The 17869-nt window shown below is 67.6% G+C and carries 1 protein-coding gene; it reads right to left on the bottom strand.

Annotated features, from left to right (window positions below):
- Positions 1 to 13 precede the first annotated feature (13 nt).
- Positions 14 to 17773: a VCBS domain-containing protein gene (locus HZ992_RS14225; RefSeq protein ID WP_209382498.1), complete on the bottom strand. Its 17760-nt coding sequence runs from the start codon at positions 17771 to 17773 to the stop codon at positions 14 to 16.
- Positions 17774 to 17869: the final 96 nt, after the last annotated feature.

The raw sequence follows: 17869 nt of genomic DNA, 5'->3' as shown, positions 1-17869 counted from the left end.
TCCGCTGCGTATCTCAGGGTGCGCTGTCGACGATCAGCTTGCCGCGGGTCAGCAGTTCCTGAAGGATCTGCGAGTCGGTGGCACCTGCGCCCAGGCCGAGTGCCGTCGGCAGGTTGACGCCCTGCAGCACGATGGCCTGGTCTTCCTGGCCCGCCACATAGACGCCGCCGGCGAACTGGCCGGTCGAGCTGATGTGGATGGTCGTTGAGGTCACGCCGCCGGTGGTGCTGACCTCGAACTCCATGAAGTTGATCAGGTTGCCCGCGGTGTTGCCCGCGCCCATCACGTCGCCCGACAGCAGGTCGCGCAGATCCAGCACGTCGCCGCCGGCAGACACCGCGCCGACGTTGAAGTCGGTGATGGTGTCCGTGGCGCGCGCGCCGGCCGTGCCTGCGTCGGCCAGCGACCAGGCGAACACGTCGGCGGTGGCGTCCGCCGCACCGGCAGTGGCGCCACCGGTCAGCGTGTCGTTGCCCGCACCGCCGCGGATCATGTCGGAGCCGGTGCCACCGAGGATGATGTCGTTGCCGATGCCGCCGAGCAGCATGTCGTTGCCGCTGCCGCCGTTGAGCGTGTCGGCGCCGCTGCCGCCGATGATGTAGTCGTTGCCGGCGTTGCCCGAGATGTTGTCGTCACCGCCCAGGCCGTCGATGTAGTTGTTGCCACCGCTGCCGTTGAGCGAGTTGGCGTTGTTGTTCGCGCCACCGGTGTTCGACGTCGTGTAGTCCGCGAACAGCGTGATCGTCGACGAGACCGAGTCCGCCGATCCGCTGGCCGTCTCGGTCGAGGCGACCGTCACGGTCAGCGCCGTGCCCGTGCTCGGGCTGGAGTAGCCAGCCGGCAAGGTCATCGTCAGGTCGGCGAGGTTCGCGGCGCTGAAGGTCCAGACGCCGTTGCCGGTGGAGGTTCCGTGATTGAACGTCGCACCGGTCGGCACCCCGGAGATGGCGATGGAGAGCGTTTCCGACCCGTCGGTGTCGACCAGCGTGGCGAGCACCGGCAGGTTGACGGTCGACTGGCCGCCGATGCCCTGGGCCATCGTCACGATCGTCGTGTTGCCCGAGATCACCGGTGCATCGACCGTCGGCGTGACCACCACCACCAGCGGGCTTTGCGTGGTGGCCGTGGCGCCGGTGCCTTCGGTGGCCGTGGCGGAGACGTTCAGCGAGATGTTGCCGGAGAAGTTGGCCGGCGGCGTCAGAGTCAGGTTGTTCAGAGCCCAGCCCGTCACGTTGACGCTGGTGGAGCCGGCGGCGGCGGTGAAGCTGTTCGTTCCATCGCTCAGGATCGCGCCTGCCGGGATGCTGCCGATGCTCACGCTCAGCGTCTCCGAGCCGTCGGTGTCGTTCAGGCTGGCGGTGATGCTGCCCAGGCGGATCGCCGTGTCCTCGTTGCCGACCCTGTGGACGGCCGGGAAGTAGCCGCCGTCGTTGTTCGGCACCAGCGGGCCGTTCACCGTGCCGCCGGCGAAGCCGCTGGCGTTGGCATAGAGGCTGAAGTTGGCGGTGCTCAGGTCGACCGCGGCCGCGCCGTTGACCGACATGTTGATGTCCAGGTCGCCCGGACCGTCGCCGTTGTAGGCCGTGACCTCGATCGAGTAGTAGCCGGACACCGCCGGCGTGAACGCCGTGGCATTGAAGGATCCGTAGTTGTTGTAGCCCACGCCGTACACCTGCGAGCCGCCGAGCTTGACCATCAGCGTGTCGTCGCGGCTGCCGTTGATGGTGTAGGTGTTGCCTGCCTGAAGGAAGATGTAGCCGGTGTACCGATAGGCGTCGTCCTGCCCGATGGTGGCCAGGGACACGTTGGTGACCACCGAGCTCGAGGTCGGGGTGGCGTTCTCGACGGCGTTCTCGAGGGTCGAGATGTTGCCGGCGTTCGATGTGTCGACCGAGGCGATGTTGTCGTAGAACGCGCGCGTCAGGCCGGTGCTCGGCGGCAGGGCCGGGCTGGTGACGGTGCCGCTGGTCGAGGTCGAGGTGTCGATCACCAGCGTCGGCGCATCCGCCACCGCGGCGACGTTGACGTTGACGGTGGCTGTCGAGGAGGCGCCCTGGCTGTCCCTCACCGTGTAGGTGAAGCTGGCCGCACCGCTGTATTGCGGCGTCGGCGTGAAGACGATGTTGCCGCCCACGAGCGCCACCGTGCCGCCCACGGCATCCTGCACGCTGAAGACGCTGAGCACGTCACCGCTGTCGATGTCGGTGTCGTTGCCCAGCAGCGTGGCCGGTGCGATCGTCAGCGCGATGTCTTCGGTCGCTGCCACGGTGTCGACGTTGGCCACCGGCGCATCGTTGGTCCCGTTGACCGTGATGACCAGGTTGGCCGTCGACGTGGCGCCGTTGTTGTCGGTCACCGTGTAGGGCACGGTGATCAGCTGCGACTGCCCGAAGCCCAGCGACTGGTAGGCCGCGTTGGCCGGGTTGAAGCTGTAGGTGCCGTTGCTGTTGAAGGTCAGGCCTGCCGGGGCCGCGCCGTTGAGCGCGAAGCTCAGCGTGCTGCCGGTGTCGACGTCGGTGGCCGTGACCGAGCCATTCACGATCGCTGCGTCCTCGGCGACGCTGAAGCTGGCAGCCTGTGCGATCGGGGAATCGTTGATGCCGTTGACCGTGACGACCACCGTGCGCGGCGTACCGTCGGCACTGGTGACCACGAAGCTTTCGGTCACCGAGCTGCCGGCCGGCAGGGCTTGCACGTTGGCGGCGGTGTTGGCCAGGGTGTAGGTCCAGACGCCGCCGGTGGTGATCGAGAAGCTGCCGTAGGTGCCGGCGACCGCGGTGCGCGCGACGAACGAGGACTGGCTCGCATCGGCATCGGTGATCGTCAGCGTGCCGGTGGCAGTGAGTGTGGTGTCCTCGCGCACCGTGCCGGTCAGCGGGCCGCCGATGGCGGGCGTGTCGTTGACGCCGGTCACGGTGATGACCAGGTTGGCAGTCGACGTCGCGCCGGCGTTGTCGGTCACCGTGTAGGGCACGGTGATGACCTGCGTCTGCCCGGCGGCCAACGACTGGTAGGCCGCGTTGCCCGGATTGAAGCTGTAGGTGCCGTTGCTGTTGAAGGTCAGGCCGGCCGGGGCTGCCCCGTTCAAGGCGAAGGTGCGCGTGGCGCCGGTGTCGATGTCGGTCGCGGTGACCGCGCCGTTCACGATGGCCGCGTCTTCTGCGACGCTGACGCTGGCCGCCTGCGCGACGGGCGCGTCGTTGGTGCCATTGATCGTAACGACGACAGTCGAGGTGGTGCCATCCGTCGAGCGAACGGTGAAGGATTCGGTGAGCGTCTGGCCTGCGCCGAGAGCCTGGACGGCCGGGTTGCCGTTGGCCGCGGTGTAGGTCCAGGCGCCGCCGGCCGTCAGAGTGAAGATGCCATAGGTGCCGGCCGTCACAGGCTGGGGCTGGAAGCTCGCCTGGCCCGAATCGGCATCCGTCACGGTCAAGGTGCCGCCGGTGGCGATGTTGCCGCCGACCACACCGACATCCTCGGTGACTGAGCCGGTGCCGGCCGAGATGACGGCGGCATCGTTGGTGCCGTTGATGGTGACGATGACCGTAGAGGTCGTGCCATCGGTGGAGCGCACGGTGAAGGTCTCGGTCAGCGTCTGGCCGAACCCGAGCGCCTGAACGGCAGGGTTGCTGTTCACCGCGGTGTAAGTCCAGGCACCGTTGGCGCCGAGAGTGAAGGTGCCGTAGCTGCCTGCGGTGGAGGCTTGAGCCTGGAAGCTTGCCTGACCGGCGTCGGCATCCGTGACCGTGAGCGTGCCACCGGTGGCGATGTTGCCGCCGACCACACCGACATCCTCGGTGACCGAGCCCGTGCCAGCCGAGATCACGGCCGCGTCGTTGGTGCCGTTGATGGTGACGACGACGGAGGATGTCGTGCCGTCCGTCGAACGGACGGTGAAGGTCTCTGTGAGCGTCTGACCAGCGCCGAGGGCCTGGATGGCCGGGTTGCTGTTGGCTGCTGTGTAAGTCCAGACACCATTGGTGCCCAGCGAGAAGCTGCCGTAGGTGCCCGCTGTCGTCTGTGCGGTGAAGCTGGCTTCGCCGCCGTCGGCATCGCTGATCGTCAGCGTGCCGCCGGTGGCGATGTTGCCGCCGGTGACTCCAACGTCTTCGGTGACCGAGCCCGTGCCGGCCGAGATCACGGCGGCATCGTTGGTACCGTTGATGGTGACGACGACGGAGGACGTGGTGCCGTCGGCAGAGGTGACTGTGAAGGTCTCGGTCAACGTGTCGCCGGTGCCGAGCGCCTGGATGGCCGGGTTCGTATTGAGAGCGGTGTAGGTCCAGACACCGTTGGTGCCCAGAGAGAAGCTGCCGTAGGTACCCGCCGTGGTCTGCGCGGTGAAGCTGGCTTCGCCGCTGTCGGCATCGCTGATGGTCAGAGTGCCACCGGTGGCGATGTTGCCGCCGACCACACCGACGTCCTCGGTGACCGAGCCGGTGCCAGCCGAGATGACGGCGGCATCGTTGGTGCCGTTGATGGTCACGACGACGGAGGAGGACGTGCCGTCCGCAGAGGTGACTGTGAAAGTCTCGGTGAGGGTGTCACCGACGCCGAGGGCCTGGATGGCGGGATTGGTGTTCGATGCGGTGTAAGTCCAGACACCGTTGGTGCCCAGCGAGAAGCTGCCGTAGGTGCCCGCCGTCGTCTGTGCCGTGAAAGTGGCCTCGCCGCTGTCGGCATCGCTGATCGTCAGCGTGCCGCCGGTGGCGATGTTGCCGCCGACCACGCCGACATCCTCGGTGACCGAGCCGGTGCCGGCCGAGATCACGGCGGCATCGTTCGTGCCATTGATGGTGACGACGATCGACGAACTGGTGCCGTCGGCGGACGTGACCGTGAAGGTCTCGGTGAGCGTGTCGCCGGTGCCTAGCGCCTGGATGGCAGGGTTGGTGTTCGAGGCGGTGTAAGTCCAGACACCGTTGGTGCCCAGCGAGAAGCTGCCGTAGGTGCCCGCTGTCGTCTGTGCGGTGAAGCTGGCTTCGCCGCTGTCGGCATCACTGATAGTCAGCGTGCCGCCGGTGGCGATGTTGCCGCCGACCACACCGACGTCCTCGGTGACCGAGCCCGTGCCGGCGGAGATCACGGCGGCATCGTTGGTGCCGTTGATGGTGACGACGACGGAGGAGGTCGTGCCGTCAGCGGCGGTAACGGTGAAGGTCTCGGTGAGGGTGTCGCCGGTGCCGAGGGCCTGGATCGCCGGGGTCGTATTGAGAGCGGTGTAGGTCCAGACGCCGTTGGTGCCCAGCGTGAAGCTGCCGTAGGTGCCCGCTGTTGTCTGTGCGGTGAAGCTGGCTTCGCCGCTATCGGCATCGCTGATGGTCAGCGTGCCCCCGGTGGCGATGTTGCCGCCGACCACGCCGACGTCCTCGGTGACGGAACCCGTGCCGGCGGAGATCACGGCCGCATCGTTGGTGCCTCTGAGGGTGACGACGACGGAGGAACTCGTGCCATCAGCCGAGGTGACCGTGAAGGTCTCGGTGAGCGTTTGGCCGATGCCGAGCGCCTGGATCGCCGGATTGCTGTTGGCGGCCACGTAGGTCCAGACCCCATTGGCGCCCAGCGTGAAGCTGCCGTAGGTTCCGGCGGTCGTCTGAGGCGTGAAGCTGGCTTCGCCGCTGTCGGCGTCACTGATGGTCAGCGTGCCACCGGTGGCGATGTTGCCGCCATTGACCGCAACATCTTCGGTGACCGAACCCGTGCCGGCCGAGATCACGGCCGCATCGTTCGTGCCGTTGATGGTGACGACGACGGAGGACGTGGTGCCGTCGGCGGAGGTGACCGTGAAGGTCTCGGTAAGGGTGTCGCCCGCGCCGAGCGCCTGGATCGCCGGGTTCGTGTTCGACGCGACGTAGGTCCAAACGCCGTTCGTGCCCAGCGTGAAGTTGCCGTAGGTGCCCGCCGAGGATTGCGCCGTGAAACTGGCTTCGCCGCTGTCGGCATCGCTGATGGTCAGCGTGCCGCCGGTGGCGATGTTGCCGCCAACCACGCCGACGTCTTCAGTGACCGAGCCTGTGCCGGCCGAGATCACGGCGGCATCGTTGGTGCCGTTGATGGTGACGACGACGGAGGAGGTCGTACCATCAGCCGAAGTGACCGTGAAGGTCTCGGTGAGGGTGTCGCCGGTGCCGAGTGCCTGGATCGCCGGGTTCGTGTTGGAGGCCGAGTAGGTCCACACGCCATTGGCGGCGAGCACGAAGGTGCCGTAGGTGCCCACGGTGGATTGCGCCGTGAAGCTGGCTTCGCCGCTGTCGGCATCGCTGATGGCCAGCGTGCCGCCGGTGGCGATGTTGCCGCCGACCACGCCGACATCTTCGGTGACCGAACCCGTGCCCGCCGAGATCACGGCGGCATCGTTGGTGCCGTTGATGGTGACGACGACGGAGGAGGTCGTACCGTCGGCGGAGGTGACGGTGAAGGTCTCGGTGAGCGTGTCGCCCGTGCCGAGCGCCTGGATCGCCGGGTTCGTGTTCGACGCGACGTAGGTCCAAACGCCGTTCGTGCCCAACGTGAAGTTGCCGTAGGTGCCCGAGGTAGATTGCGCCGTGAAGCTGGCCTCACCGCTGTCAGCATCGCTGATGGTCAGCGTCCCGCCGGTGGCGATGTTGCCGCCGACCACACCGACGTCTTCGGTGATCGAGCCGGAGCCGGCCGAGATGACGGCGGCGTCGTTGGTGCCGTTGATGGTGACGACGACCGAGGAAGTGGTGCCATCCGCCGAGGTGACGGTGAAGGTTTCGGTGAGCGTGTCACCTGTACCGAGCGCCTGGACGGCTGGGTTGGCATTGAGAGCGGTGTAGGTCCAGACGCCGTTGGTGGCCAACGTGAAGCTGCCGTACGTACCCGCCGTGGTCTGTGCCGTGAAGCTGGCTTCGCCGCTGTCGGCATCGCTGATGGTCAGCGTGCCGCCGGTGGCGATGTTGCCGCCATTGACCGCAACATCCTCGGTGACCGAACCCGTGCCGGCCGAGATCACGGCGGCGTCGTTGGTGCCGTTGATGGTGACGACGACGGAGGAGGTCGTGCCATCAGCGGAGGTGACGGTGAAGGTCTCGGTGAGCGTGTCACCCGTGCCGAGTGCCTGGATCGCCGGGTTGCTGTTCGACGCGGTGTAGTTCCACACGCCGTTGGTTCCCAGCGTGAAGCTGCCGTAAGTACCCGCGGTGGTCTGCGCGGTGAACGCCGCTTCGCCACTGTCGGCGTCGCTGATCGTCAGCGTGCCCCCCGTAGCGATATTGCCGCCGACCACGCCAACATCTTCGGTGACCGAGCCTGTGCCGGCCGAGATCACGGCGGCATCGTTCGTGCCGTTGATGGTGACGACGACGGAGGACGTGGTGCCGTCGGCCGAGGTGACGGTGAAGGTTTCGGTGAGCGTGTCGCCCGCGCCGAGCGCCTGGATGGCCGGGTTCGCATTGAGAGCGGTGTAGCTCCACACGCCGTTGGCAGCCAGCGTGAAGGTACCGTAGGTGCCCGTCGTCGTCTGTGCGGTGAAGCTGGCCTCGCCACTGTCGGCATCGCTGATGGTCAGCGTCCCGCCGGTGGCGATGTTGCCCCCGACCACACCGACGTCCTCGGTGACCGAGCCCGTGCCAGCGGAGATCACCGCGGCGTCGTTGGTGCCATTGATGGTGACGACAACGGACGAATTGGTGCCGTCGGCGGAGGTGACGGTGAAGGTCTCGGTGAGGGTGTCACCTGTGCCGAGCGCCTGGATCGCCGGGTTCGTATTGAGGGCGGTGTAGGTCCATACGCCGTTGGGTGCGAGCGTGAAGATGCCGTAAGAGCCCGCCGTGGTTTGTGCCGTGAACGCCGCTTCGCCGCTGTCGGCGTCGCTGATCGTCAGCGTGCCACCGGTGGCGATATTGCCGCCGACCACGCCGACATCCTCGGTGACCGAGCCCGTGCCGGCCGAGATGACTGCCGCATCGTTGGTGCCGTTGATGGTGACGACGACGGAGGAGGTCGTGCCATCAGCGGAGGTGACGGTGAAGGTCTCGGTGAGGGTGTCGCCCGTGCCGAGTGCCTGGATCGCCGGGTTCGTATTGAGAGCGGTGTAGGTCCAGACGCCGTTGGTGGCCAACGTGAAGCTGCCGTAGGTGCCCGCCGTCGTCTGTGCGGTGAAGTTGGCTTCGCCACTGTCGGCATCGCTGATGGTCAGCGTCCCGCCGGTGGCGATGTTGCCGCCGACCACGCCGACGTCTTCGGTGACCGAGCCCGTGCCCGCCGAGATCACGGCGGCATCGTTCGTGCCGTTGATGGTGACGACGACGGAGGAGGTCGTGCCATCAGCGGCGGTAACGGTGAAGGTCTCGGTGAGGGTGTCGCCTGTGCCGAGTGCCTGGATCGCCGGGTTCGTGTTCGACGCGGTGTAGGTCCACACGCCGTTGGTGCCCAGCGTGAAGCTGCCATAAGTGCCTGCGGTGGTCTGTGCGGTGAACGTGGCCTCGCCAGCGTCGGCGTCGCTGATGGTCAGCGTGCCACCGGTGGCGATGTTGCCGCCATTGACCGCAACATCTTCGGTGACCGAACCCGTGCCGGCCGAGATCACGGCGGCGTCGTTGGTGCCGTTGATGGTGACGACGACGGAGGACGTGGTGCCGTCGGCGGAGGTGACCGTGAAGGTCTCGGTAAGGGTGTCGCCCGCGCCGAGCGCCTGGATCGCCGGGTTCGTGTTCGACGCGACGTAGGTCCAAACGCCGTTCGTGCCCAGCGTGAAGCTGCCGTAGGCGCCGGCGGTGGATTGCGCCGTGAAGCTGGCCTCACCGCCGTCAGCATCGCTGATGGTCAGCGTGCCGCCGGTGGCGATGTTGCCCCCGACCACGCCAACATCTTCGGTGACCGAGCCCGTGCCGGCCGAGATCACGGCGGCATCGTTGGTACCGTTGATGGTGACGACGACGGAGGAGGTGGTGCCGTCGGCCGAGGTGACGGTGAAGGTCTCGGTCAACGTGTCGCCGGTGCCGAGTGCCTGGATCGCCGGGTTCGTATTGAGGGCGGAGTAGGTCCATACGCCGTTGGCAGCCAGCGTGAAGCTGCCGTAGGTGCCCGCCGTGGATTGGGCCGTGAAGCTGGCCTCGCCACTGTCGGCATCGCTGATGGTCAGCGTCCCGCCGGTGGCGATGTTGCCCCCAACCACACCGACGTCTTCGGTGACCGAGCCGGTGCCGGCGGAGATCACCGCCGCATCGTTGGTGCCGTTGATGGTGACGACGACGGAGGACGTGGTGCCGTCCGCGGAGGTGACCGTGAAGGTTTCGGTGAGCGTGGCGCCCGTGCCGAGGGCCTGGATCGCCGGGTTCGTATTGAGAGCGGTGTAGCTCCACACGCCGTTCGTGCCCAGCGTGAAGTTGCCGTAGGTGCCCGACGTCGTCTGTGCGGTGAAGCTGGCTTCGCCACTGTCGGCATCGCTGATGGCCAGCGTGCCGCCGGTGGCGATGTTGCCGCCGACCACACCGACATCCTCGGTGACCGAGCCAGTGCCGGCGGAGATCACCGCCGCATCGTTGGTGCCGTTGATGGTGACGACCACCGACGAAGTGGTGCCGTCAGCGGAGGTGACCGTGAAGGTCTCGGTGAGCGTGTCGCCGGCGCCGAGTGCCTGGATGGCGGGGTTGGTGTTCGAGGCGGTGTAAGTCCAGACACCGTTGGTGCCCAGCGAGAAGCTGCCGTAGGTGCCCGCTGTCGTCTGTGCGGTGAAGCTGGCTTCGCCGCTGTCGGCATCACTGATCGTCAGCGTGCCGCCGGTGGCGATGTTGCCGCCGACCACACCGACATCCTCGGTGACCGAGCCCGTGCCGGCCGAGATCACGGCGGCATCGTTGGTGCCGTTGATGGTGACGACGACGGAGGAGGTCGTGCCGTCAGCGGCGGTAACGGTGAAGGTCTCGGTGAGGGTGTCGCCGGTGCCGAGGGCCTGGATCGCCGGGTTCGTGTTGAGAGCGGTGTAGGTCCAGACGCCGTTGGTGGCCAACGTGAAGCTGCCGTAGGTGCCCGCCGTCGTCTGTGCGGTGAAGTTGGCTTCGCCACTGTCGGCATCGCTGATGGTGAGCGTGCCGCCGGTGGCGATGTTGCCGCCGACCACGCCGACGTCCTCTGTGACCGAGCCCGTGCCGGCCGAGATCACGGCCACATCGTTGGTGCCGTTGATGGTGACGACGACGGAAGAAGTGGTGCCGTCGGCGGAGGTGACGGTGAAGGTCTCGGTGAGGGTGTCACCTGTGCCGAGCGCCTGGATCGCCGGGTTCGTATTGAGGGCGGTGTAGGTCCATACGCCGTTGGGTGCGAGCGTGAAGATGCCGTAAGAGCCCGCCGTGGTTTGTGCCGTGAACGCCGCTTCGCCGCTGTCGGCGTCGCTGATCGTCAGCGTGCCACCGGTGGCGATATTGCCGCCGACCACGCCGACATCCTCGGTGACCGAGCCCGTGCCGGCCGAGATGACTGCCGCATCGTTGGTGCCGTTGATGGTGACGACGACGGAGGAGGTCGTGCCATCAGCGGAGGTGACGGTGAAGGTCTCGGTGAGGGTGTCGCCCGTGCCGAGTGCCTGGATCGCCGGGTTCGTATTGAGAGCGGTGTAGGTCCAGACGCCGTTGGTGGCCAACGTGAAGCTGCCGTAGGTGCCCGCCGTCGTCTGTGCGGTGAAGCTGGCTTCGCCGCTGTCGGCATCGCTGATGGCCAGCGTGCCACCGGTGGCGATGTTGCCGCCATTGACCGCAACATCTTCGGTGACCGAGCCGGTGCCAGCCGAGATGACGGCGGCATCGTTGGTGCCGTTGATGGTGACGACGACCGATGAATTGGTGCCGTCTGCCGAGGTGACAGTGAAAGTCTCGGTGAGGGTGTCACCGACGCCGAGGGCCTGGATGGCGGGATTGGTGTTCGATGCGGTGTAAGTCCAGACACCGTTGGTGCCCAACGTGAACGTGCCGTAGGTGCCGGCGGCGGTCTGGGCGGTGAACGTGGCTTCGCCGCTGTCGGCATCACTGATCGTCAGCGTGCCACCGGTGGCGATGTTGCCGCCGACCACACCGACGTCCTCGGTGACCGAGCCGGTGCCAGCCGAGATGACGGCGGCATCGTTCGTGCCGTTGATGGTGACGACGACGGAGGACGTGGTGCCATCCGCGGAGGTGACGGTGAAGGTCTCGGTGAGCGTGTCACCTGTGCCGAGTGCCTGGATCGCCGGGTTCGTGTTGGAGGCCGAGTAGGTCCAGACGCCATTGGCGCCCAGAGAGAAGCTGCCGTAGGTGCCCGCTGTCGTCTGTGCGGTGAAGCTGGCCTCGCCGCTGTCGGCATCGCTGATGGTCAGAGTGCCGCCCGTGGCGATGTTGCCGCCGACCACACCGACATCCTCGGTGACCGAGCCGGTGCCAGCCGAGATCACCGCCGCATCGTTCGTTCCGTTGATGGTGACGACGACGGAGGACGAGGTGCCGTCCGCCGAAGTGACCGTGAAGGTCTCGGTGAGAGTGTCGCCCGTGCCGAGCGTTTGGATGGCGGGGTTGGTGTTCGAGGCGGTGTAGGTCCAGACACCGTTGGTGCCCAGCGTGAAGCTGCCGTAGGCGCCGGCGGTGGTTTGGGCAGTGAAAGTCGCCTCGCCAGCGTCCGCATCCGCAATGGTCAGCGTGCCGCCGGCGGCGATGTTGCCGCCGACCACACCGACATCCTCAGTGACCGAGCCAGTGCCAGCCGAGATGACGGCCGCATCGTTGGTGCCGTTGATGGTGACGACCACCGACGAAGTAGTGCCGTCGTCCGAAGTGACCGTGAAAGTCTCGGTCAGCGTGTCGCCCGCGCCGAGTGCCTGGATCGCCGGGCTGGAGTTCGACGCGACATAGCTCCACGAGCCATTGGTGGCCAGACTGAAGCTGCCGTAAGCGCCGTTCGTCGCCTGCGCCTGGAAGCTCGCCTCGCCGGCATCCGCATCGGCAATCGTCAGCGTTCCGCCCGTCGACAAGTTGCCCGCGACGACGCTGGTGTCTTCCGTGACGCTGCCGGTGCCGGCCGAGAGCACCGCCGCGTCGTTCGTGCCGGTCACGGTGATCGTGATGAGCTGCGGCGTGCCGTCGATGCTGCGCACGGTGAAAGTGTCCGTGCGCGTCTCGCCCTGACCGAGCGATTGCACGACCGGGTCGCCGTTGTTCAGCGCGTAGCTCCAGGCACCGCCCGCGTCGATGGTCAGGCTGCCATAGGTTCCCGCTGCGTTGACCTGCGGCTGGAAGGCCGCCTCGCCTGCATCCGGGTCGCTGACCAGAAGCTGGCCGCCGGAGCTCAGGGTCGTGTCTTCGACCGTCGTGCCGACGGCAACACCACTGATGACTGCAGCGTCGGGCGCCGGCGTCACATTCACGGTGATCGTGTTCGGCAAGGCATCGAAGGCACCGGCACTGTCTTGCACGCTGAAGGTGAAGCCGGCGTAGCCATTGCCGTTGGCATTCGGAGCGGGGGCGTAGACGAGCTGGCCGAAGTCGGCCGCGTCGATCACCTGGCCGGCCACCACGGCCAAGCCGCCCAGCGTCAGCGTGCCGGCTGCGGGCAGGGCGTCGATGCGCACGGCGGCCAGCGTCTGGCCGAGGTCGGCATCGGCAAAGCCGAAGTCGGCGGCGGTAAGAGCGCGGCTGCCGTCTTCAGCGATCGTGATCGTTGCATCCGTACCGGTGGGCGCGTTGTTGGCGCCGACGTTCACGGAGAGCGTGGCGCCGCTGGTGCCGCCCTGGCCGTCGCTGATCGTGTAGTTGATGATGACCAGACCGGCCACGTTGAGCGCCGGCGTGAATGCCAACGTGCCGTCGGGGTTGATGCTGACGCTGCCCAGGGCCGGGTTCGCCAGCGTCGCGCTGGTGACCGTCAGCGTGTCGCCGTCGGCATCGCTGTCGTTGGCCAGCACGGCGATCGACGGCAGCGTGGTGTTGATCGCGGTGCTGGCGGTGTCGGCGTTCGCCGTCGGCACGTCGTTGACGGGGTTGATCGTGAGGTTGACGGTGGCGGTGGACGTGCCGCCGTTGCCGTCGGACACGGTATAGGTGAACGAGGCCGGGCCGTTGTAGTTGGCCGCTGGCGTGAAGACGACATTGCCGCCGACCAGGGCGACACTGCCGTTCACGGCGTCCTGTACCGTGGCAATGGTCAGCGTGTCGCCGTCGAGGTCGCTGTCGTTGGCCAGCAGTGTGGCCGGCGCGATGGTCAGAGCCGTGTCCTCGTCGGTGCTCAGCGCATTGGCCTGCGCCACCGGGCCGTCGTTGGTGCCGTTGATGGCGACGACAACCGACGAGGTGGTGCCATCCGCGGAGGTGACCGTGAAAGTCTCGGTGAGGGTGGCACCGACGCCGAGGGCCTGGATGGCGGGATTGGTGTTCGGTGCGGTGTAAGTCCAGACACCGTTGGTGCCCAGCGTGAAGCTGCCGTAGGAGCCAGCCGTGGTCTGGGCGGTGAACGTGGCTTCGCCGCCGTCGGCATCGCTGATGGTCAGAGTGCCGCCGGTGGCGATGTTGCCGCCGACCACGCCGACATCCTCGGTGACCGAGCCGGTGCCAGCCGAGATGACGGCCGCATCGTTCGTGCCGTTGATGGTCACGACGACGGAGGAGGACGTGCCGTCCGCAGAAGTGACCGTGAAAGTCTCGGTGAGCGTATCGCCGGTGCCGAGTGCCTGGATGGCGGGGTTGGTGTTCGAGGCGACGTAGGTCCACGTGCCGTTCGCCGCCAGAGAGAAGCTGCCGTAGGTGCCCGCCGTCGTCTGTGCCGTGAAAGTGGCCTCGCCGTTGTCGGCATCGCTGATGGTCAGCGTGCCGCCCGTGGTGATGTTGCCGCCGACCACGCCGACGTCTTCGGTAACCGAGCCCGTGCCGGTGGAGATCACCGCCACATCGTTGGTGCCGTTGATGGTGACGACGACGGAGGACGTGGTGCCATCCGCGGAGGTGACCGTGAAGGTCTCGGTGAGCGTGTCACCTGTGCCGAGCGCCTGGATGGCCAGGTTGGTGTTGGCGGCGGTGTAGGTCCACACGCCGTTGGTGCCCAACGTGAACGTGCCGTAGGTGCCGGCGGCGGTCTGCGCGGTGAACGTGGCTTCCCCGCTGTCGGCATCACTGATGGTCAGAGTGCCACCGGTGGCGATGTTGCCGCCGGTGACTCCAACGTCTTCGGTGACCGAGCCGGTGCCGGCCGAGATGACCGCCGCGTCATTGGTGCCATTGATGGTGACGACCACCGACGAAGTGGTGCCGTCAGCGGAGGTGACCGTGAAGGTCTCGGTGAGCGTGTCGCCGGCGCCGAGTGCCTGGATGGCGGGGTTGGTGTTCGAGGCGGTGTAAGTCCAGACACCGTTGGTGCCCAGCGAGAAGCTGCCGTAGGTCCCTGCAGTGGTCTGCGCCGCAAAGCTGGCTTCGCCGCTGTCGGCATCGCTGATGGTCAGAGTGCCACCGGTGGCGATGTTGCCGCCAACCACGCCGACGTCTTCGGTGACCGCGCCCGTGCCGGCGGAGATCACCGCCGCATCGTTGGTGCCGTTGATGGTGACGACCACCGACGAAGTGGTGCCGTCCGCAGAGGTGACCGTGAAAGTCTCGGTGAGGGTGGCACCGACGCCGAGGGCCTGAATAGCGGGATTGGTGTTGGCGGCGGTGTAAGTCCAGACACCGTTGGTGCCCAGCGTGAAGCTGCCGTAGGCGCCGGCGGTGGTTTGGGCAGTGAAAGTCGCCTCGCCAGCGTCCGCATCCGCAATGGTCAGCGTGCCGCCGGTGGCGATGTTGCCGCCGACCACACCGACATCCTCGGTGACCGAGCCGGTGCCAGCCGAGATCACCGCCGCATCGTTGGTGCCGTTGATGGTGACGACGACGGAGGACGAGGTGCCGTCAGCGGAGGTGACTGTGAAGGTCTCGGTGAGCGTGTCGCCGGCGCCGAGTGCCTGGATGGCGGGGTTGGTGTTCGAAGCGACGTAGGTCCAGACACCGTTGGTGCCCAGCGAGAAGCTGCCGTACGCCCCGTTGACTGCCTGCGCCTGGAAGCTGGCCTCGCCAGCGTCCGGATCCGTGATGGTGAGCGTCCCGCCGGTCGAGAGATTGCCGCCCGTCACACCCACGTCTTCGGTGACGCTGCCCGCGCCGGCGGAGATCAGCGCAGCGTCGCCCACCGCATTGATGGTGAGGTTGACAGTGGCCGTCGAGCTGCCGCCGTTTCCGTCGATGACGGTGTAGGTGAACGACGCCGGCCCGTTGTAGTTGGCCGCCGGCGTGAAGACGACATTGCCGCCGACCAGGGCGACGCTGCCGTTCACGGCACCTTGCACCGAGGTGATGAACAGCGTGTCGCCGTCGACATCGCTGTCGTTGGCCAGCAGCGTGGCCGGCGTGAGGGTCAGCGCGGTGTCCTCGTTGGTGCTGGCCGTGTCGATCGCGGCCACCGGCGCATCGTTCACCGGCGTCACGTCGAAGCGGAAGGTGTTCGGCGTGGTGTCGAAGCCGCCCGAGCTGTCCTGCACGCTGAAGCCGAAGCTGGCGTAGGGCGCGCCGTTGCCGTCGACGGCCGGTACGAAGGTCAAATCGCCGGCGGCCAGTTGTGCCAGCGACACGACGGTGCCCGCCGTCACCGGCACGCCATTCAGCAGCAGCGCGCCCGCGGCGGGCAGGCTGTCGATGCGCACGTTGGCCAGGGTCTGCCCCGCGTCGGCGTCGGTGAAGCCGAAGTCGCCGGCCTGCACGGTGTAGCTGCCGTCTTCGGGCAGGCTGCGCGTCACGTCGGCGCCATCGGGCGCGGTGTTGTTGCCCACGTTGACGGTGACGGTCGCGGTGGTCGAGGCGCCGGAGGCATCACGCACGGTGTAGGTGATCGTGGCCGTGCCGGTGAAATTCAGCGCGGGCACGAAGCCCAGCGTGCCGTCCGGGTTCACCGTCACGGTGCCCTGCGCGGGGTTGGCCAGGCTGGCGCCCGTCACGGTGAGGGCTTCGCCTTCGACATCGCTGTCGTTGGCCAGGACGGCGATCGTCGCCGGCGTGTTGATCGGCGTCGAGGCCAGATCGTCCTGTGCCAGCGGCGCGTCGTTGACCGGCGTGACGGTCAGCGACAGCGTGCTGGTGGCACTCAGGCTGCCGTCGGTGGTGGTCACCTGGATGGCCGGCACCGGGCCGGTGAAATTGGCTGCCGGCGTGAAGTTCCAGCTGCCGTCGGCATTGATCACCAGCGTGCCCACGCCGCCCACGATGGCGGTGCTGCCGGCCGGGAAGCTCACGCCGCCGAACACGAAGGACGTCACGGACAGCGACGGGCCGTCCACATCGCTGTCGTTGCCCAGCACGTTGCCGGTGGCGACGCTGTCTTCGGCGAAGCTGGCGCCGTCGTTGCCGGCCACAGGGCCGTCATTGACCGGCGCGACTGCCACCACCGCCGACGCCGGGGCGGACGTCGCGCCGTCGTTGTCGGTCACGGTGAAGCCGATCGTCACGTTGCCGTTGAAATCGGGGTTGGGCACGAACACCAGGCTCGCGGCCTGTGCCGGCGTCAGCGGCGTGCCGGACACGACCGGGGTCACGCCATCGGCCAGGTACAGCGTGCCGTTGCCGGGCAGCGTGGTCACCGTCACCGAGGTCACGGTGCCGTCGACGTCGGTGCCGCCCAGGCGCACGGCCACAGGCGAGTCTTCCGAGCCGCTGCCACCCGAGCTGGCCAGCGGCACTGGCAGGTCGTTGACGGCGACGACGGTCATCGACACGGCGGCCGGTGCCGACACGGCGCCGCCGTTGTCGGTCACGGTGAAGAGGAGGGTCTGGTTGCCGGAAAAGTCGGCAGCGGGGCGGAACAGCAGCGTGGCTGCCTGCTCCGGCGTCAGCGTCTGGCCGGCCAGCACCGGCGTCACGCCGTCGGCCAGCAGCAGCGTGGCTCCGGCAGGGATCGAAGTGACGGTGACGCCGACGATGCGGCCGTCGACGTCGGTGCCGCCCAGCGACACCGGCAGCGCGCCGTCTTCGTTGCCAGTCAGCGTGGCCGGCGTGGCCACCGGCGGGTCGTTCACGGCGGCCAACGTGATGGTGGTGCCGCCGGTGACCGTCTGGCCGTCGGCGGTGAGCGTGTAGCTGAAGTTGCCGACCGGCGCGACGCCGTCGTAGTCGGCTGGCGGTGTGTAGACGAGCCCGGGAAGGTCGGCAGGCGTCAGCACGGTGCCGGCGGTGACCAGCGTGCCGTCGGCCTTGCGGATCTCGCCCACGGCGGGCACCTGGTCGACGCGGATGCTGCCGTTGGCGGCGGGGCCGGTCGGGGCGGCGAGACCGAGGTTGGTGGTCGAGCCCTCTTCGGCGGTCGAGATGGCGCTGGAGGGCGCGCCCAGAGCGGGCAGGCCCGGCGCAGGGTCCGGCTCGGCCACGGCGGTGCCGGTGCCGTCGGGTTGCGTCTGCACAGTGGTTTCGTCCGCGGCCCGCGGCAACACGCCCGCGCCCAGAGGCTCGGCGATGCGGTCCACACGCAGCGCGGCTTCCAGGCTGCCTCCTTCGCCGCCAGCCAGGCCGGCTGCCGGTGCCGCCTGGCGATCGCCCGAATTCAGTTCGCTGATCGCCCGGTCGACATCGTTGTCCGCCGGCGCCTTGGCTTCGGCAGCGGGAGTCGGTTCGTCGCCGTTGCTGATCTGGACGATGCCGTTCTGGGTGGTCAGGATCTGGTCGCCCTTGCGCACCATGTCGCCGACCTTGAGCACGCGCAGCTGGCCGTCGGCGCCGCGAATCAGGGCGGTACCCCAAAGGGAGACGACTTTTCCTTCGGGGGAACGGGCGATCACGGGCATGGCGGGGCCTTGTTTCATATGCTGCTCTGCAGTAGCAACGGAGCGTAACGGAGCCGGCTGCGTTAAATGCGCTTCATGATGTGAGCGGTGTGACGG

Source organism: Rhizobacter sp. AJA081-3 (genome assembly GCF_017795745.1).
GTDB lineage: Bacteria > Pseudomonadota > Gammaproteobacteria > Burkholderiales > Burkholderiaceae_C > Piscinibacter.
This window is presented reverse-complemented; position numbering and strand designations above follow the sequence as displayed.